Consider the following 18,466-nt stretch of genomic DNA (forward strand, 5'->3'; position numbering starts at 1 on the left):
CTGGATCAGCAGGCTTTCGATCTAACCTTGCAAGGCCAAAAAGCTGATCGATTCTATATTGTTAGAGCTTATTAGCCGCATTCAGTTCAGTGCGGATAGCTCTAAAGTGAACGCATTTTCTCCAGCAGTGCTGAGTGATTTGATTTCAGATGAAGCGGCAATTGTCCGGATCGAAGCGAACCTCTCATGGTTCTGGGTTACCTTCTCCAGATCGTAGAGATAATTGACCATGACGCCGGCAGACTGCTTCATTCCCTTGTCGGAAAGATCCGCGCCTGCGTGCACCTGGTGGACCAATGCACCGTTGCCAAGGTGGAAGCGGGCGACAGGGTCCAGCGGCAGACCGTCCTTGCGCTTTGCGGTCATCAGGTACCGGGCAGCAAGCTTGCGCAAGGTATCCTCGTCGGCAGAGCCGTGATCGATCCCCTCGCCGTCCAGCCAGCGGACCAGCCCCGGGATCGGCGACAAGGTGACGAATGTCTTGAGCTTGGGCAGCTCAAGCGACAAATCCGCGGCCACCTGTTTGATAAGCGAGTTGCCGAAGGATATCCCTGCAAGGCCGGCCTGGCAGTTGGAGATCGAATAAAACACCGCGGTATCCGCCGTATCTGCTTCGATCTGCGTTCTGTTTTCGGCAAGAAGACCCTGGATGGAGCCTGGAATGCCCTTTGTCAGGGCAACTTCGACGAAGATCAGCGGCTCATCCGGCATTGCCGGATGCAGAAACGCGAAGCACCGCCTGTCGACAGGCTCCAGACGTCGGCGAAGATCGCTCCAGCTGTCGATCGCGTGAACGGCTTCATAGGCGATGATCTTTTCCAGAAGCTGGGCCGGGCTTTCCCAATTGATCGGCCTAAGCACCAGGAACCCGCGGTTGAACCAGCTGGCAAACAGATGCCGGAAGTCCAGATCAAGCGCCTGAAGGACATCATCGCCCTTGCTGAGGCGCAACAGGTCCTCGCGCATGCCGACCAGAAGCCGGGTTGCGTCCGGAACCTGGTTGAGCCGTCGGATCAGTTCCTGCCGCGGAGGTTCGACAGCCTCCATGAATTCTCGGTAACTGGCCTTCGACTGCCCCTTCTCATAATGCTCCAACGCCGATCTGACAGCCGGAGCCGATACGGCCAGACCTTCCGCGAGATGACGGAAGAAGGCACGTTTTTCCTCGTCATTGAGAGCGCCATACCGGCTGAGGATCTGCCGGGCAAGATTTTGCCCGGAGACCTCCCCGGTTGCACCGATCAAATCGGCGACGAGCGCCTCGAGCGGACGGTCATCCGCCTTGTCCGCCCCCTTCGACAGGTATCTTCGTTCGAAAACGGTCGTCAGCAGATCGGCCAGAAACATCACCGCGCTTCTCCCATCACCACGTCCGGCAGCCAGGTGGCCAGTTCCGGAAACAGACAGAGGATGACGATCGCCACGAACATGCACGCCACGAATGGCAGGGACCCGGTGAGGATCGTCTTCAAGGAAATGTCCGGAGCGATGCCGTTGATCACGTAGAGGTTCAACCCGACCGGAGGAGAGATCAGACCGATCTCCATGTTGATGGTCAGGACAACCGCGAACCAGATCGGATCGAAGCCGGCTGTGGTGATGATCGGCAGCAGGATCGGTGCCGCCATCAGGATCACCGCGACGGGCGGCAGGAAGAAACCGGCAATCAGCAGGAAGACGTTGATTGCCGCCATCAGGATCCAGCGGTTGACGGACAGCGTGCCGATCCATTCTGCAATCGCCTGCGTGATGAAAAGCGACGACAGCATGTAGGAAAAGACACCGGCTGCCGCGATGATGAAGAGGATCATCACGCTTTCCCGCGTGCTGTCGCGCAGCACGGTCCAGAGCAGTTTCGGGCTCCAGAGCCGGTAGATGATGACCGCGATCAGCAGACAGAGCAAAGCGCCGACGGCAGCGGTTTCAGACGGTGTCGCGATGCCGCCGTACATGGCATAGAGCACACCCAGAATAATGAGCATGAACGGCAGGACGCGCGGCAGGATCTCGAACTTTTCCGCCCAGGAATAGTTGCCCGCGCTGAGCACGCTGGCATTGCCGCTGCGCCAGGTCGAATAGAGCGACCAGGCCATGAAAAGGCCCATCAGCATCAGGCCGGGAATAACACCTGCCAGGAACAGACGACCGATCGAAGTTTCGGTTGAAATGCCGTAGACGATCATCGTGACGGACGGCGGGATCAGGATGCCGAGCGTGCCGCCCGCGGCGATGGAGCCGGCGGCGACACCGTCCGGATAACCGCGCTTGCGCATTTCCGGAATACCCATCTTGCCGATGGCCGCACAGGTGGCGGGTGAAGACCCGGACATGGCAGCGAACAGGGCGCATGCACCGAGGTTCGAGACGACCAGTCCACCGGGTACCCGGGTGAGCCAGCGTTCCAAAGCTTCGTAGAGATCGGCCCCCGCCCGAGTGGAGGCGATGGAGGCGCCCATGATGATGAACATGGGGATCGACAGAAGGGCGAAGTTATCAAGTTTACCGAACAGGATTTCGGGCATCAGTTCGAGCGACCGGAAGCCGTCGAATGCCAGCAGGAAGCCCGCGGAAACGATCAACAGACCGATCGCAACGGAAATGCCGGAGAAGAGGACCAGGATGGTGGCGACCGCCACCAGGGCGCCGAGCAGCAAGGGATCCATTATTTATCCTCCAGACCGAAGGGTTTGTCGACACCGATGAGAACCGCGTAAAGATCTGCGGCGAGCTGCAGCAACAGCAGTCCGAACCCAACGGGGATCGACAGATACGGGATCCAGAGCCTGACGCCCCAGACTGTGTCTGAGGTCCAGCCCTTCGACCAGGCGAGGTACCAGAATTCAGTGCCGTAGAAGAGCATCATCGCCATGACCAGGATCGAGATTGACAGCGTGATGCAGGCCAGCACGAAGCGGGCACGTGGTGCCAGCGACAGGGGAAACAGGTCGACATTGACGTGCCCCCGAAGCCGCTGAACGTAAGGCAGCCCCACAAGGGTTGCGGCGATGACCAGATAAATGACCGTTTCGGTCTGCCAGACGGTGGAAGCGTTGAGCACGAGGCGCACGAAGATCATCTGGCAAGTGACGACGACGGCGACAACGATCATCGCTGCCGCACACCAGCCGGCCACGGTCGAAATCGCTGCGACAACGCGCAAGAAGGGGTTGCTGCCGGCATGCGCTACCGCAGCCGTACTGTGGCCCGCCATGGGTCACTCCTTGAAATGAGGTCCTTTGGAACAGGTTTCGGGGCGGCTTTCAGGCCGCCCCGCAAGTTCAGTCGCTTATTCGACGGCGAATGCCAGATCGAGAAGCTGCTGACCGTTCGGGGTTTCTTCCACGAACGCCTTGTAGGAGGTTTCCTTGGCAAGAGCCCGCCAGGCATCGAAGTCCGCTGCGGTCATTTCGGCGATTTCGACACCGTTCTCACGGAAGACTTCTGCAGAGGCCGCATCTTCCTTCTTGGCTTCTTCGAGATAGAAAGCCTGCGCCTTTTCAGAAGCCGCCAGCAGCGCTTTTTGCTGGTCTTCGGTGAGGCTTTCGAACTTGGCCTTGTTCATCAGGAGTGGCTGGTACATGAACCAGAGCGCATATTCGCCAGCCGGGGTGTAGCAGGATACCTGCTCGTAAATGCGATAGCTGACGAAGGACGAGGACGAGGTGTTGACCGCGTCCAGAACACCGGACTGCATGGCATTGTAGACTTCCGAAGACGCCATCGAGGCAATCGAAGCGCCTGCGCCTGCAAGCATCTGCTCAAAGGCCTTGCCCGCAGCGCGGGTCTGAAGGCCCGGCATGTCTTCCGGCTTGGTGATGCACTTGTCCTTGGCTGCAAAGCCGCCGGCCAGATAACCGTGCACCAGCACGATCACATCGTCCTCGGCCATGATTCCCTCAATGGCCTCCATGAACGGGCTTTCGTTCATGCGGGCCGCATGGTCATGGTTTTTCACCAGACCCGGCATCAGGGTGAGGTTATAGGCAGGTTGCTGGCCACCGGCATAGCTGAGCGGCAGAACGGTCATGTCCAGCAGACCGCGAGACAGCGGCTTATACTGTTCGCGCGCCTTCAAAAGCGACTGGGACGGGAAAATCTTGATGTCGAGATCGACACCGGCCGCCGCCACGTCGTCGGCAACCATCTGGGCCACCTTGTGGCGAACGTCGCCGGTGGACCACTGGTGAGACAGGCGCAGCTCGGTCGCGTTGGCGGTGAGCGCGCTGGCGAAAAGCGTCACGGCAGCAACCGACGCTGAGAATTTGAAGTTCATTTTTTCCTCCCTGATGGTTCCGGACGGGAACCGGAATTCGATCTTACCCTCATGTGATGTTTTTCTGTCAAGTCATTTTGTATACAAGACCGACAATATTGCGCGCGAAAAACTCCTATGCTAAATGCGAAACATGGAAAGAAAACGATCCGACCGCATCGCGGATGCGCTTGAAGGGCTGATTTTCGACGGCACTTTCGCCGATGGCGACAGGCTGGACGAGGTTCAGCTTGCGGGCCGGTTTTCGGTTTCCAGAACACCGGTCCGGGAAGCCCTTCACAGGCTTTCCCAGTCCGGTCTGGTCGTGCAGATACCCCGCCGCGGTGTGTTCGTCCGGCAACCCGGCCCGGTGGAACTGATCGAAATGTTCGAAGTGATGGCAGAGCTGGAAGCCGTGAGTGCGCGCCTGGCTGCCGCGCGTATTTCCGAAACTGCCCTTGCCGATCTTCACGCTGCGAACGAGCGTTGCAAACACGCCGTCGAGGCGCAGGACACGGATGGCTACTATCTGGAAAACGAACAATTCCACGCCATCATCTACCGCCAGTCAGGCAACCGTTTTCTGGAGCAGGAATGCCTTCGCCTTCAACGGCGTCTGCAGCCCTTCCGAAGGGTGCAGTTGCGCGTGCGCGGGCGCATGAAACAATCCATGGCCGAACATGAAGACGTCGTTGCCGCCATCGAGGCTGCCGACGGTGATCGGGCGGCGGCTGCCATCCGTCGGCACGTTTCCGTGCAGGGCGAGAAATTCCATCACCTGATGGCAAGCCTGAAGCCCGCAGCCGAGTAAGTCCGTCTAGAACTCGAAAACCCGGCCATGCTGCTGACGGTCCGCGGCAGGGCTTGTGCCGAGGGCTGACCGGTAGCGTTTCGAAAAATGGGATGCGCTGGCAAAGCCGCAGGCCATCGCGATGTCGATCATGCGCATTGAGGTGCGGCAGACGAGCTGGCGGGCAATGTCCAGACGAACCTTTGCGTAATATTCCTGCGGGCTGCACTTGAGATATTTCTGGAATTCCCGCTGCAACTGGCGGGGGCTGACGTCCAGTTTCTGCGCGATTTCCTGCAAGGAAAGCGGCTCGACGACGTTCTCCGTCATCAGGGCGATGCTGCTGCGCACCCGTTGCGAGACGGTTTCCAGATCATCACGCATGTGCTTGTGCTGCCGCTCATTGCCACTGCGCCAGTCGTGATGAAGGGCGATTTCGGCAACATCCGCAGCAACCGCGCCACCGTGGACCTGGGCCACGAAGCCGATCATCAGATCGAGCGCGGAGGTTCCCCCGGCGCAGGTCATGTACTTGCCGTCCGTCTGAATGAGACTGTCCACCAGCCGCGCATCGGGGAACCGCTCCTTGAAGAAATCGGCATATTCCCAGTGGATCGTGCAGTTCCTGTTGTCCAGCAGGCCGAAGTCGGCCAACACATAGGCACCAGTGCAGATGCCTGCGATCCGGCTGGAGCGGTTGGCCAGTTTCCGGATGGCAACCTTCTGGGCCAGTGTCAGCCCAATGCGTTCCACATCATCACTGCTGCAGACCGCAAGAAGATCCGGCCGTTCGACATCGCCGATGGCGCAGTCGGCCCGTATGGTGCTGCCGTTGCTGGCAATGGCATCGCTGCCGTCCAGACTGCAGCATCGATATGTGAAGGCCTTGCGTTTCAACACTTTGTTCGCGATCCGCAGAGGCTCGATTGCAGAGGCAAAGGAGAGCAGGGAAAAATTTCTCATGAGCAGAAAGCAGATCTCGACGGTTCGCGAGGCAAGCGCCTCTCCGCCGTCATCCCCTTCGCTTCGGCCGGGTGCCGGAGAGGATTTCTGCCCTGGGGAAATTTGTGCTTCGTCCAATCTAGCGCTCACAGGTATCCTGCCTTCACCATCTTGATCGGCTCGAACCGATCTTGAAGAACCTTCAGCCGGAAATTTAGCAGCCTGAAAAGCTGCTCCCTATCGGGAAACCGGACTACATTGTCGCAGTTCTTCCGGTGCGCTACCCGGCACACGCCTCACGAAAGAGACCGCCGTTGTGGTTTACAGGCTCCCAGAATCATCGATAGTACACGGGTCTTGAGCTCTTCATGAACGGTGCGACCCATCCCGGGGCACCGGAGTGACCAACCGAAGGAACATTTCATGCTCTACCGCCTCGGCCTTGCCACCGCATTCGGCCTGTTGACCGCCTCTCCCGCCCTTGCCCATCTGGATCCGTCAGAACACGGCTCCTTTGCCGCCGGCTTCACGCATCCACTGTTCGGTACCGATCACGTGCTGGCGATGATTGCCGTTGGCCTTTGGGCCGCCCTTCTTGGCGGGCGCGCCGTCTGGGCTCTGCCGACCGCCTTCGTCGGTGCGATGATCGTCGGTTTCCTGCTCTCGCTTGCCGGCGTTCCGCTGCCCTACGTCGAACCGTTCATTCTGACATCGGTCGTGGTTCTTGGTGTCGTCGTCGCCCTTGCCTTGCGCCTGCCACTTGGCGTGTGTGCGGCACTGGTGGGGGGGTTCGGCATTTGTCACGGCCATGCCCACGGCGGTGAAATCGGCTCGGCTGGCGAACTTTCCTATGCCGGTGGCTTTGTTTTGGCGACCGCACTCCTGCATGCGGCCGGGCTCCTGATTGGCTACGGCGCCAATGTGGCCACCCGGAACGATCCCGCGTGGGCACCACGCATCATTCGCAGCCTGGGTGTGCTGACGGCACTCGGCGGGCTGTATCTTGCAGCAGCGTGAGTTCGGTGACTGATTAAAACAGACGCGACTGTCGTCCCACTGCTCCCCCTCATCTGAGCATGCGCGCAGCGCTGTTTCGAAGGATGGCCGGCAAACTTCAGAGCAAGCGGCCCATCCTTCGAGATGGACCTGACGGTCCTTCTCAGGATGACGTAGAGACGGGATGGCAGACAGGGCAGAACACCGAACGGGTAGCCGGTAAAGGGATCTCAGCCGATCTCGATATCCAGACCCAGATCCAGAACCGGAGCCGAATGGGTGATCCAGCCTGAGGAGATCAGGTCAACCCCGGCTTCGGCGACGGCCTTGACCGTATCGAGCTCTATTCCACCGGATGCTTCCAGCAGAACCTTGCCTCCGGCCTTTGCAACAGCCTGCTTCAGGACTTTGGGCGGCATGTTATCGAGCATGACCACGTCAGGACCGGCGGCAAGTGCCTCGTCCAGCTGTTCCAGCGTGTCGACTTCCACCTCGATCTTCACCAGATGACCGGCGAAAGCCTTGGCGGCTTCGATGGCTTGCGTCACACCGCCGGCGACCGCGATGTGGTTGTCCTTGATCAGGATCGCATCGTCGAGACCGAAGCGATGGTTGGAACCGCCGCCACATTTGACCGCATATTTCTCGAACGCACGCAGACCCGGTGTCGTCTTGCGGGTGCAGACGATGTCCGCCTTGGTGTGTGCGATCAGATCGGCGAATTTCGACGTAGCCGTCGCAATGCCTGACAAGTGACCCAGGAAGTTCAATGCCACCCTTTCGGCAGCGAGAAGCGCGCGGGCTGGCCCCTCGATCCGGGCGACAACTGCCTTGGGCGACAACCGGTCACCATCTGCCAGAACGGCCTCGAAATGCAAACCGGCATCCGTCTGACGAAAGGCGCTTTCGGCGAAGGCTAATCCGGCGAGAACCCCCGGTTTGCGCGCGGCAATCACGGCGGAGGCTTTTGCATCCGGTGGCAGCGTTGCCTGGCTGGTGACGTCACCCGCCCGGCCCCAGTCTTCCAGAAGAGCGGCCTTGACGGCTTCATCCACCATCAGGCGTGGCAGCTCGGGCAAAAATCTACGGGTCATGCGCCTCTCCGGTCAGGCAGTTTCCAGGGCCTCAGCGGTGATGGCTTCGACTTCCTTCAAGGTGGTGTAGGAGCGGCTTGCCATGTCAGGGTTTTCCTGCGGGAAATCCTTGCGGAAATGCCCGCCACGGCTTTCCTCGCGCTTCAGTGCCGCCGCGGTGATGATACGCCCGGCGACCATCATGTTGAGGATCGACTGGCGCACGCAATTCTGTTCAACCTGCGCAATATCGGCAAGGGCCGTCTTGAGGCCGGCCGCGTCACGCAGCACGCCGACATTGCGCGCCAGTGTCTTGCGCAGAACGGTGATCGCTTCCCGCTCCTCGACGTTGCGCTGGCTCGGCAAGCCTGGAGCATCGTCCATCTCGTTCCAGTAGGCGCTGCGCGGGGTCGGCATCAGGCCCTGGATATCTTCCGCGATGCGCGCGGCAAAAACGACCGCCTCCAACAGCGAATTGGATGCCAGGCGGTTGGCGCCGTGGGCACCGGTTGAAGCCACTTCACCCGCGGCCCACAGACCGTCAAGCGACGTCCGGCCGTTGGCATCGGTCAGGACCCCGCCCATGTGGTAATGCTCCGCGGGCGCCACGGGCAGCAGATCCTTTGCCGGATCGATGCCCGCTGCGGAGGCTGCCGCGAAGACGGTCGGAAAATCGTCCTTGAACCTTTCGCCGATCGCTGTCCGGCAGTCGAGGAAGGCCCCCCGGCCTTCGGACACCTCCCGGTGAATGGCCCGGGCAACGATGTCGCGCGGCGCCAGTTCCAATTCCGGGTGAACACCTTCCATGAAGCGTTCGCCGTCCTTGTTGACGAGGGTGGCTCCCTCGCCGCGCAGGGCTTCGGTTGCCAGCGGTGCCGGATCCTTGCCGAGATCAAGCGCGGTCGGGTGAAACTGCACGAATTCGGCATCGGCAATCACCGCACCGGCGCGGGCCGCCATGGCAAGGCCATGACCGTTGGCTTCGTGCGGGTTGGTCGTCAGTTCGTAGAGGTGACCGATGCCGCCGGAAGCAAGCACCACGGCCTTTGCCGGGAAAATCAGCCGTTCCAGACCGCCACGCCGGCGCGCCAGGACCCCGGTTACATACCGTCCTTCGCCAATGAAGCTTTCGCCGATGTAGCCTTCCAGAATGCGGATCGACGGCGTCTTGCGAACAGCTGCGATCAGGGCATCCATGATCGCCCGGCCTGCCATGTCGCCGCGCACACGTACAACCCGGCTCTGGGAATGGGCGGCTTCGCGTGAAAACTTCAGCCGGCCTTCAAGATCCTGATCGAACGGAACGCCATAGGACAAGAGGTCATGAACCCGGGCACTGCCTTCGCGGGTCATCTCTTCGACGATCTTTTCCTCGCAAATGCCGCAGCCGGCGGCCAGCGTATCGTCGCGGTGTTTTTCCACCGAGTCCTGCTCGGAGATCGCAGCGGCAATACCGCCCTGCGCCCAGGCAGAGGACGCCCCTTGCCCGATCGGAGCGTTGGTGATGACGGTGACCGGGCGCGGGCTGAGCTTCAGCGCGCAGAAAAGGCCTGCCAGACCTCCCCCCAGAATGACGACATCATCCACATCCTTGCCTATATAGGCAGGTGCAAAATCCTCAACCGACACGGCCATGGGAAACTTCCTGGAACAGACGGGGCAAGAGCCCCAAAGAAACTCCCGGGCCGGCAGGCCCGGAAGCAATCGCATAGATGCGGTTTAGACCGAAGCCGGTCAGATTTTCAAGTTGATCATCCGCTCGACCGCGGTGCGGGCCCTGTCGGCCACCGCCGGGTCGACGACCACTTCCTCTTTCATCTCCAGAAGAGTGTCGAGGATCTTGTTCAGCGTGATCCGCTTCATGTGCGGGCAAAGGTTGCAAGGGCGGATGTAGTCGACACCCGGCGTTTCGCTGGCAACATTGTCCGCCATGGAGCACTCGGTGATCATCATCACCTTTTCCGGACGCTTTGTCTTGACCCAGTCGATCATGTGCGCGGTGGAACCGGCAAAGTCGGCTTCCGCGACCACTTCGGGCGGGCACTCCGGATGGGCAATGATCTTCACATTCGGTTCGATCTTGCGATAGTCGCGCAGCTCTTCCGCGGTGAAGCGCTCATGCACTTCGCAGGCACCGTCCCAGACCAGAACCTCGACGTCGGTCTTGTTGCCGACGTTTGCGGCCAGATACTTGTCCGGGATCAGGAACACCTTGTCGACGCCGAAGCTTTCCACGACCTGCAGCGCGTTGGAAGACGTGCAGCAGATGTCGCATTCCGCCTTCACGTCGGCAGACGTGTTCACATAGGTGATGATCGGGATGCCGGGGTTCCGCTCGCGCAGGGCCCGCACATCGGCACCGGTAATGGATTCAGCCAGCGAGCAGCCTGCACGCATGTCCGGGATCAGCACGGTCTTTTCCGGGCTCAGGATCTTCGAGGTCTCTGCCATGAAGTGCACGCCGCACTGGACGATGACTTCCGCATCGGTGCGGGTCGCCTCGATGGCCAGCTGCAGGCTATCGCCAACGATATCGGCAACACCATGGTAGATATCCGGCGTCATGTAGTTGTGCGCCAGGATAACCGCGTTGCGCTGCTTCTTCAGCTTGTTGATCGCATGGATGGTCGGCGCCAGAGCAGGCCATTCAATGGCCGGGATGATGTGCTTGACCTTCTCGTAGATCGGCGCAGTCGCCTCTGCGACCTCCGGCGTATAACGCAGGTCCGGGCGCTCCAGCTTGCCGAAACGCTCCAGTGCCGTCAGTCCGGCGGCAATCGGTGCTCCAACCGGTGCTTTGGTCTGGGCAATGGTCATGGCGACCTCCCTTTTTTGCGCGGCGCGAAGGGTATTTTGTGCCGCTATTTAATTATACTCAACTTGAGCATATCAGAGACAAAAGAAAACGGGCGGTGATGCCCATACTTTTGCTCTTTCGGAGTTTATATAGTCATGAGCAAATCGAAAATCTACAAAAATCCGAAAAATTCTCGCGCGGAATCCGATTTGCCTTTGTTTTCCTGAGCTTAAGGCGCAACTTTTCCGTTTCCGGAAAGCCGGCTAACAATTATCGCCTTCACATACGAGATGCAAACGGCAAAACCAACCGTGCTCTCGCAACATCTGTTACTGTGTTTCCACCACAACGTGCAACTTGCTGACATGATCGAAGTTTTTCCGTTCCATTTGCAACGCTGATCAATCCATCAAAAATACGCGTTTTGAGATTGGCTCACTTCAGACTATTCCTATCGTAATATCACGATCAGAGACACGTCCATGACAACAGCTTCCTCCACCGGCCGGGTCGGCCCGAATATCCCGCTGGTGATTTCCTGCGGCTGTTTGATCGCCCTCATTTCGTTCGGGCCACGTTCTGCCATGGGCCTGTTCTTTCAGCCCATGACCGAGGCCAGGGACTGGAGCCGCGAGATCTTCGCACTGGCACTGGCGATCCAGAACCTTATGTGGGGCATCGGACAGCCGATCGCCGGCATGATGGCCGACCGGTTCGGAACCTGGAAGACCATGACACTTGGCGCAGTCCTCTACTGTGCCGGCCTTTTGCTGATGATCGACGCGGAAAGCACCGTCGCCCTGCACATTTCCGCAGGTGTGCTCATCGGGCTCGGCATTGCCTGTTCGTCCTTCTCGCTGGTTCTGGCGGCTTTCGGCCGTGCCGTCTCGCCTTCACAGAGAACACTGGCCTTTGGTATCGGCACAGCCTCCGGATCTCTCGGCCAGTTCCTGTTTGCCCCACTTGGCGGCACGCTGATTGCCAGCATCGGCTGGCAGCAGACCCTCATCGTCTTCGCCGGCCTTGTGGCAATTGTTCCACTTCTGGCGATCGCGCTCAGGGGCAAGTCGGAGCTGCCGAAAGATAGCAATCCGGCGAACGACCAGAAACTGTCCTCCGCCATTTCCGAAGCCTTCGGAACACGCGGATTTATCCTGCTCACCTTCGGCTTTTTCGTCTGCGGCTTTCACGTCGCCTTCATCACGGTTCACCTGCCGCCCTATATCGCCGACCTTGGCCTTGACCCCGCCTGGGGTGCCACGGCCATCGCCCTCATCGGTCTTTGCAACATCGCGGGCTCATTGCTGTCAGGATACATTTCCGGCCGCTATTCCAAGCCGATCTTCCTGTCGCTGATCTATCTCGGCCGCGCCGTCGCGATTTTCGCCTTCATCATGCTGCCGGTCACGCCCGCCTCGGTACTCGTGTTCTCCGGCGTGATGGGTCTCCTGTGGCTGTCGACCGTGCCACCGACATCGGGCCTCGTCGCCGTCATGTTCGGGCCGCGCTACATGGCAACCCTGTTCGGCTTCGTCTTCCTGTCGCACCAGGTCGGCTCGTTCCTGGGTGTGTGGCTCGGCGGCAAGATCTACGACGAAACAGGCTCCTATGACGCCATCTGGTGGCTGGGCATCGCCCTCGGCATCTTCGCCGCCATCGTGCATTGGCCGATCCAGGAAAAACCAGTTGACCGGCTCGCTGCTGCACCTGCCGAGTGAGGCGCTGCATCCAAGAAGCCGCGCTTCCACTTAATGGAAGCGCGGCCATTCAGGAAAGTTGTACTGAAAAGACAGAAAACACTGTCGCAAGCATCTGCAGGTTTATTCTGTCTGACATCAAAGCTTTTATATAGACGGCAAAAAACTCGTCAGCCGGCTCATTGAGCTTGATGCCGTTAAATTCAAGAAAAACTAGTGCTGCCATAAAAGCTATACGTTTATTGCCGTCCACTAAGGCATGCGCCTTGCCGATACCATAAACATATTCACACGAGAGCATAAAGAGGTTGGTTTCGCCTGCATAATGAAACCGATTTACAGGGCGCTCCAATGCAGCAGCCAATTCGTTTGGCCGCACCAATTCGACCCGATGCTTCGGATAGAGGTCCCCAACTGCTTGAATTATTTCTTCTGTTTCATCAAGTGACAACCAGACCGGCTCAATCAGTCTTGTCATTCACCAAGGGACTTCATTGTCGCCGCGAACCGGGTGTTGTTATCAACTACCATTTCGCGAATAGTACGACGCCTCGTTGCTTGATTGCTTGCGGGAGACGTTTTCTCTCCTTCAGCGAAAGCTTCCTCAGGTTGCATCGGTTCGTTTCTTCGACCGTCCGATCTCGTTTCCATCAACCCAAATATCCCTACTTCTATTTGGAATAGGATAACGCAAAATAATCCAATCCCAAAATTCTCAATCCTTTGCTTATCCCGCCACCTTCGAGAAGTCCGCCACGACGTGGGTCGCATCGCGGATTTCAGCAAGGAGCTGCAGGCGGTTCATGCGCAGCGTGGCGTCCTCGGCATTGACCAGGATATCGTCGAAGAAACGGTCGACCGGAGCACGCAATTTCGACAGCGCCTCCATTGCCCCTTCGAAGTTCTCGCTTGCCACGGCGTCGGCCGCTTCAGCCCGGGCCACATCGATGGCAGCGGCCAGATCGATTTCGGCCTGCTCCTGGAAGTGGTCGGCGTGCGGCTTGCCGGAAACAGGGCTGCCGTCCTTCTTTTCCTCGGCCTTCAGAATATTGACCGCACGCTTGTAGCCAGCCAGCAGGTTGGTGCCGTCGTCGGACGATACGAACTTGCCAAGCGCCTCGACACGGCGCACCACCATCAGGAGATCGTCCTGGCCTTCCAATGCAAAGACCGCGTCGATCAGATCGTGGCGCGCGCCTTCATCCTTCAGGTGGACTTTCAGGCGATCGCCGAAGAAGGACAGCAGATCGGCAACAAGAGCTGCGGGATCACTCGCTTCAACACCTTGAAGGTCCAGAGCGGAACGAATGGCATCGCCCAGCCTGATCCTGAGGTTGTTTTCCAGAATGATCCGGATCACGCCCAGAGCCGCGCGGCGAAGCGCGTAAGGGTCCTTGGAGCCGGTCGGCTTTTCGTCGATCGCCCAGAAACCTGCGAGCAGGTCCAGCTTTTCGGCAAGGGCCACGGCAACGGCGACCGGGTCGGTCGGCACGCTGTCACTTGGTCCCTGCGGCTTGTAATGCTCTTCGATAGCCGTTGCCACCGACGCATCCTCGCCCTGGGCTGTTGCGTAGTAGCGGCCCATGAGGCCCTGCAATTCCGGGAATTCGAACACCATGTTGGAGACAAGGTCCGCCTTGGCGAGTTCCGCCGCGCGTCTGGCCTTGGTCTCGTCCGCCCCGGCGACCGTGGCCAGTTCGGCCGAAAGCGCGATAAGGCGCTTCACCCGTTCGCCAACGCTGCCGAGCTTTTCGTGAAACTTCACTTCATCCAGCTTGGGCAGGTTGTCCGACAGTTTAGACTTCAGGTCGGTTTCCCAGAAGAAGCGGGCATCGGACAGGCGTGCGCGGATAACCTTCTCGTTGCCGGCCACGATCAGCTTGCCGCCATCGTCGGCAATGATGTTGGAAATCAGCACGAACTTGTTGGCAAGGCGCCCGGTGGCCGGGTTCTTCAGCACGAAGCACTTCTGGTTGACCTTGATGGTCAGCTGAATGCACTCGTCCGGGATCGTCAGGAAATCCTCGTCGAAGCTGCCCGTCAGCACCACAGGCCATTCTACCAGCCCGGCAACCTCTTCCAGAAGACCCGGATCCTCCACCAGATCGAGGCCTAGCGCCAGCGCACAATCCTTGGCGTCATTCTGGATGATGTCCTTGCGGCGGTCGGCATCCAGCACGACCTTGTGCTTCTCAAGCGAAGGCGCATAGTCGTCGAAACGGCGCACGTCGAAGGCCTCATCCGCCAGGAAGCGGTGGCCGCGTGTAGTCTTGCCGGCCTTGATGCCATCGAATTCGAACGGAACCACGTCCGGTTCTTCCGTTTCCGGACCGAAGGTCGCGACGATTGAGTGCAGCGGCCGCACCCAGCGTGTGGATCCGGTGCCCCAGCGCATGGCTTTCGGCCAGGGGAAGTTGCGCAGGATGCCCGGCATGAACTCGGCAATGACGTCGATCGCCGAACGGCCAGGCTTTTCGATCACCGCAACGTAGAAATCGCCCTTCTTCGGGTCCGTCTGGATGGTTGCCTGATCGATCGACGTCAGCCCTGCGCCTCTCAGGAAGCCTTCCAGTGCCTTTTCGGGAGACCCGACGCGCGGTCCCTTGCGTTCTTCACGTGTGGCGGCAGAACCGGCGGGAACGCCGGCAACATGCAGGGCCAGACGCCGCGGGGTCGCGAAGGCCTTGGCACCCTCATAGGGCAAACCGGCATCCACCAGGGCATTGGTCACGAGAGATTTCAGGTCTTCGGCCGCCTTGCGCTGCATGCGGGCCGGAATCTCTTCGCTGAAAAGTTCAAGCAGAAGATCGGGCATGGATATCTGGACCTTTGGTCTGGTGGAATAACACCGGAAACGGTTTGCGCCGTCCGTTACCAAGACAACGGAGACTTGTCACCCCCTTTCGCGGAACCGGACAACGGGCGACCTGCCCATTTTGACGCCAGTCCGTCTGCTTTGTTTCACTCTTCTTCAAGGATTGCATGTGAAACTGCGCGACTTGTTAGCAGTTGTATGTATTGGGACCGACCTTGTGGCGAACCGGGAAGTTGCAGACAACAGATATATGACACGATCTATAGTTGCGTTACTTGCGATAGTTCTTGTCATTTTTACTGGGGTTAAGGTCCTTCCAGTACTTTTCCCGACCTACCAAATTCATAATTCGCAAATGACGTTCGACGTGGTCACCAGCCTCCTTCTGGGCATCGCCATCTTCAGTCTGGGATATGGCACGTGGGCAACGCGCCGTTTGCGCAAGGAGCTGAAGGCAAGATCGTCGGCTCATTCCGAAGCCCTGGCCCTTGCCCAGCACGACCCGCTGACCGGGCTGCCAAATCGCCGCCGGCTGCTGGAGGCCTTTGCCGATCTGACCCGTGAGGTGAAGCCTGACTGCTTTCGTGCCGTAATGATGCTCGACCTCGACGGGTTCAAACCGATCAACGACGTCTATGGTCATGCCTTTGGCGACAATCTGCTGCGAAGCTTTGCCGACCGACTGGCCGAAACTCTCGGCAAGGAAGGCATTGTCGCCCGTCTCGGAGGGGACGAATTTGCCATCGTCTCCCCTGTGTTCAAGGACAAATCCGAGGCAGCCGGCTTCGCCAGGCGACTGTTGACGCGGATCAACGATCGTTTCGAGTTCGGCGACCGCCAGATTTCCATCGGCACAGGTATCGGCATCGCCCTCTACCCCCATGACGGCCACGCGGTCACCGAGCTATTGCGCCGGGCCGATATTGCCCTTTACCGGGCCAAATCCTCGGGGCGCTCGACCTACCGGTTCTTCGAGGTCGACATGGATGCCTCGATCCTGCATCGCACGCTACTGGAACAGCGTCTGCGCCGCGCAATTTCGGAACATGAGGTGAAGGCCTATTACCAGCCGATCCTGGACATGGATTCCGGCCGCATCGCAGGCTTCGAAGCCCTTGCACGCTGGACCGATGCCGATTTCGGCAAGGTACCGCCGCTGCAGTTCATCCCGATTGCCGAAGACTGCGGCATCATCTCCGAGCTGACCCAGCATCTGCTGGAGGACGCCTGCAAGGTCGCTACCACCTGGCCGGACGATCTCTACCTGTCCTTCAATCTGTCGCCGGTGCAGTTGCAGGATCCGGCCTTGCCGACCCAGATCAATGCCATCTTGAAGAAATTCGAATTTCCGCCCAGACGGCTGGTGCTGGAGATCACCGAAACGTCGCTGGTGAAGAACCCGGAATCGGCCAAACGCATCCTGACCGAGCTGACGGAAGCCGGCATTTCCATTGCGCTCGATGATTTCGGCGCAGGCCATTCCAGCCTGAGCTATCTGCGCGATTTCCCGATCAAGAAGGTCAAGATCGACAAGTCCTTCACCGAACGCATGCTGGAAGACAAGCAGTGTGCCGCCATCGTCGAGGCCATACTGGTTCTGTCCAAGGGTCTCGACATCGACGCCGTCGCGGAAGGGATCGAGGAAAGCGCGGTCCATGACGCGTTGAATTCCAACGGCTGTCACTACGGTCAGGGCTTCCTTTACGCCGCGGCCGTTACTTCAGACGAAGCCTGCAGCCTGCTGGAATCCCAGGTCGACGGACGGTTTCCCTTCAGCGAGAAGACAGACGCCGCCTGACCGCGCCCCTCATCCTCCGAGAAACAGAAGGATGATGACCGCATTGGCCAGATCCACGAAGAATGCGGACACGAGCGGCAGGATCAGGAATGCCTGGGTTGCCGGGCCAAAGTGTTTGGTGATTGCGGTCATGTTGGCAATGGCCGTCGGTGTCGCGCCCAGTGCAAACCCTGCAAAGCCCGCACCCAGCACCGCCGCGTTGTAGTTTCGGCCCATCAACGGATAAAGCGCCAGGATGATGAAGGCGGCCGCAACGACGACCTGCGTGAAAAGAATGAGCAACATCGGCCCTGCCAGTCCCGCGATGGTCCAGAGCTGCAGGCTCATGAGTGACATCGTCAGAAAGATGCCAAGTGCAAGGTCCGACAAGACCGCCAGGGACTTGGACCGGGCTGGCCAGGTCATTTTCGGAAAGACCAGCGGCACGGTGTTTGACAGCACGATGCCACAGAAGAGGCAGCAGACGAAGACCGGCAGATCGAGGCCTATTCCCGCGCTCAAGGCTTCCTGAAGCGCGACGCCGAGGCCAATGGCAATATTGAGAACCAGCAGCGAGCGCATCAGCCCGGTGTGGGTCACGCTCGTGTCTGCCTCTCGTTCCATCTCAAGGCCGATCATGGGGGCTTCTTCCGGGCGGTTCGGATCCGGTTTGCCACCCCGTTTTTCGATCAGAAACTTGCCCACCGGACCGCCAAGAAGGCTGGCGGCGATCAAGCCGAGCGTCGCCGTCGCAGCACCGATCTCGACCGCCCCTGGAACGCCATAGTCGGTGGCCAGCTTCGGCCCCCACGCAATTGCCGTGCCGTGGCCGCCAACCAGCGAAATGGTGCCTCCAAGAAGGCCGAACCCTGTGGGCAGACCCAGCGCCGCCGCAATGCCTGAGCCGACAGCATTCTGCAGCAGCATGTAACAGACGGTGAGCATCAGCAGGATCAGAAGCGGCTTGCCCCCCTTGGCCAGGTCCATGAAGCGGGCGTTCAAGCCGATTGCCGTAAAGAAGCAATACAGCAGGTAATCACGCGACTGCAGGGAGAACCCGATTTCCGTTCCAAGCCCCAGGTAGACTACGAGGGACAGGAACGCGACAAGCAGGCCGCCTGATACCGGTTCCGGAATGTTGAACCTGTCCAGAACCAGAATCTTCTTGTTCAGCCGCACGCCCAGGAAATAGACGAGGATTGCCAGATTGAAGCTGACAAACTCCGTTAGCGTGATTGTTTCGCCGGCCATCCGCACCCCCGCTCCTGCTTGATGCTTCCACTATGCCGTTCGAAGCAGCTTGCGCAAGGCGGAGCTGACGATCCTC

The 18,466-nt window shown here is 59.4% G+C and carries 15 protein-coding genes; 4 read left to right on the forward strand and 11 right to left on the reverse strand.

The window, feature by feature from the left end:
• Window positions 1-81: 81 nt before the first annotated feature.
• The 4 genes from HEP89_RS02505 to dctP form a co-directional block, all read right to left on the reverse strand.
• Entirely contained in the window at window positions 82-1,347 is a 1,266-nt protein-coding gene (locus HEP89_RS02505; protein ID WP_077290692.1) for a malonyl-CoA decarboxylase, read from the reverse strand.
• The gene (locus HEP89_RS02510; protein ID WP_023001931.1) at window positions 1,347-2,663 is read right to left on the reverse strand and encodes a TRAP transporter large permease; all 1,317 of its coding nucleotides are present in this window, start codon (window positions 2,661-2,663) and stop codon (window positions 1,347-1,349) included. The genes HEP89_RS02505 and HEP89_RS02510 overlap by 1 nt, the downstream gene beginning before the upstream one ends.
• A complete protein-coding gene (locus HEP89_RS02515; RefSeq protein ID WP_077290693.1) occupies window positions 2,663-3,211 on the reverse strand; it encodes a TRAP transporter small permease in 549 nt (182 codons plus the stop codon). Before HEP89_RS02515 ends, HEP89_RS02510 begins: the two co-directional genes overlap by 1 nt.
• A 75-nt stretch (window positions 3,212-3,286) precedes the next feature.
• Window positions 3,287-4,273 carry a TRAP transporter substrate-binding protein DctP gene (dctP, locus tag HEP89_RS02520; RefSeq protein WP_023001933.1) on the reverse strand — a complete coding sequence of 329 codons (987 nt, stop codon included), beginning with the start codon at window positions 4,271-4,273 and terminating at the stop codon, window positions 3,287-3,289.
• A 133-nt stretch (window positions 4,274-4,406) separates the two neighbouring features.
• On the opposite strand from dctP, the gene HEP89_RS02525 reads away from it, so the two are divergent.
• Entirely contained in the window at window positions 4,407-5,063 is a 657-nt protein-coding gene (locus HEP89_RS02525; protein ID WP_077290694.1) for a GntR family transcriptional regulator, read from the forward strand.
• A gap of 6 nt (window positions 5,064-5,069) precedes the next feature.
• Here HEP89_RS02525 and HEP89_RS02530 read toward each other — a convergent pair whose 3' ends face one another.
• Window positions 5,070-6,122: a GlxA family transcriptional regulator gene (locus HEP89_RS02530; RefSeq protein ID WP_209014396.1), complete on the reverse strand. Its 1,053-nt coding sequence runs from the start codon at window positions 6,120-6,122 to the stop codon at window positions 5,070-5,072.
• Window positions 6,123-6,407: 285 nt separating this feature from the next.
• On the opposite strand from HEP89_RS02530, the gene HEP89_RS02535 reads away from it, so the two are divergent.
• On the forward strand, window positions 6,408-7,001 hold the full coding sequence (locus HEP89_RS02535; RefSeq protein ID WP_077290695.1) for a HupE/UreJ family protein: 594 nt from the start codon (window positions 6,408-6,410) through the stop codon (window positions 6,999-7,001).
• A gap of 209 nt (window positions 7,002-7,210) precedes the next feature.
• On the opposite strand, the gene nadC is transcribed toward HEP89_RS02535, so the two are convergent.
• The 3 genes from nadC to nadA all read right to left on the reverse strand — a co-directional run bounded on the left by nadC (window position 7,211) and on the right by nadA (window position 10,870).
• Complete coding sequence (gene nadC, locus HEP89_RS02540) at window positions 7,211-8,074, reverse strand: carboxylating nicotinate-nucleotide diphosphorylase (protein ID WP_077290696.1); 864 nt, start codon at window positions 8,072-8,074, stop codon at window positions 7,211-7,213.
• A 12-nt stretch (window positions 8,075-8,086) separates the two neighbouring features.
• On the reverse strand, window positions 8,087-9,688 hold the full coding sequence (locus HEP89_RS02545; RefSeq protein ID WP_077290697.1) for an L-aspartate oxidase: 1,602 nt from the start codon (window positions 9,686-9,688) through the stop codon (window positions 8,087-8,089).
• 99 nt (window positions 9,689-9,787) lie between these two features.
• On the reverse strand, window positions 9,788-10,870 hold the full coding sequence (gene nadA / locus HEP89_RS02550; protein ID WP_055657911.1) for a quinolinate synthase NadA: 1,083 nt from the start codon (window positions 10,868-10,870) through the stop codon (window positions 9,788-9,790).
• A 462-nt stretch (window positions 10,871-11,332) separates the two neighbouring features.
• Here nadA and HEP89_RS02555 point away from each other — a divergent pair, with 462 nt between their 5' ends.
• A complete protein-coding gene (locus HEP89_RS02555; protein ID WP_077290698.1) occupies window positions 11,333-12,568 on the forward strand; it encodes an MFS transporter in 1,236 nt (411 codons plus the stop codon).
• A 49-nt stretch (window positions 12,569-12,617) separates the two neighbouring features.
• Here the strand turns inward: HEP89_RS02555 and HEP89_RS02560 are convergent, their stop codons facing one another.
• Together HEP89_RS02560 and glyS are read right to left on the reverse strand one after the other, a co-directional pair.
• Entirely contained in the window at window positions 12,618-13,025 is a 408-nt protein-coding gene (locus HEP89_RS02560) for a type II toxin-antitoxin system death-on-curing family toxin (RefSeq protein WP_077290699.1), read from the reverse strand.
• Window positions 13,026-13,274: 249 nt separating this feature from the next.
• Window positions 13,275-15,362 carry a glycine--tRNA ligase subunit beta gene (glyS, locus tag HEP89_RS02565; protein ID WP_077290700.1) on the reverse strand — a complete coding sequence of 696 codons (2,088 nt, stop codon included), beginning with the start codon at window positions 15,360-15,362 and terminating at the stop codon, window positions 13,275-13,277.
• Window positions 15,363-15,717: 355 nt separating this feature from the next.
• Between glyS and HEP89_RS02570 the strand changes: the two genes are divergently transcribed.
• On the forward strand, window positions 15,718-17,160 hold the full coding sequence (locus tag HEP89_RS02570; protein WP_208993386.1) for an EAL domain-containing protein: 1,443 nt from the start codon (window positions 15,718-15,720) through the stop codon (window positions 17,158-17,160).
• Window positions 17,161-17,169: 9 nt separating this feature from the next.
• On the opposite strand, the gene gltS is transcribed toward HEP89_RS02570, so the two are convergent.
• The gene (gltS, locus tag HEP89_RS02575; RefSeq protein ID WP_168691279.1) at window positions 17,170-18,390 is read right to left on the reverse strand and encodes a sodium/glutamate symporter; all 1,221 of its coding nucleotides are present in this window, start codon (window positions 18,388-18,390) and stop codon (window positions 17,170-17,172) included.
• Window positions 18,391-18,466: the final 76 nt, after the last annotated feature.

It is taken from the genome of Labrenzia sp. 5N (assembly GCF_012395805.1).
In the GTDB taxonomy this organism is placed as follows: domain Bacteria; phylum Pseudomonadota; class Alphaproteobacteria; order Rhizobiales; family Stappiaceae; genus Roseibium; species Roseibium algicola.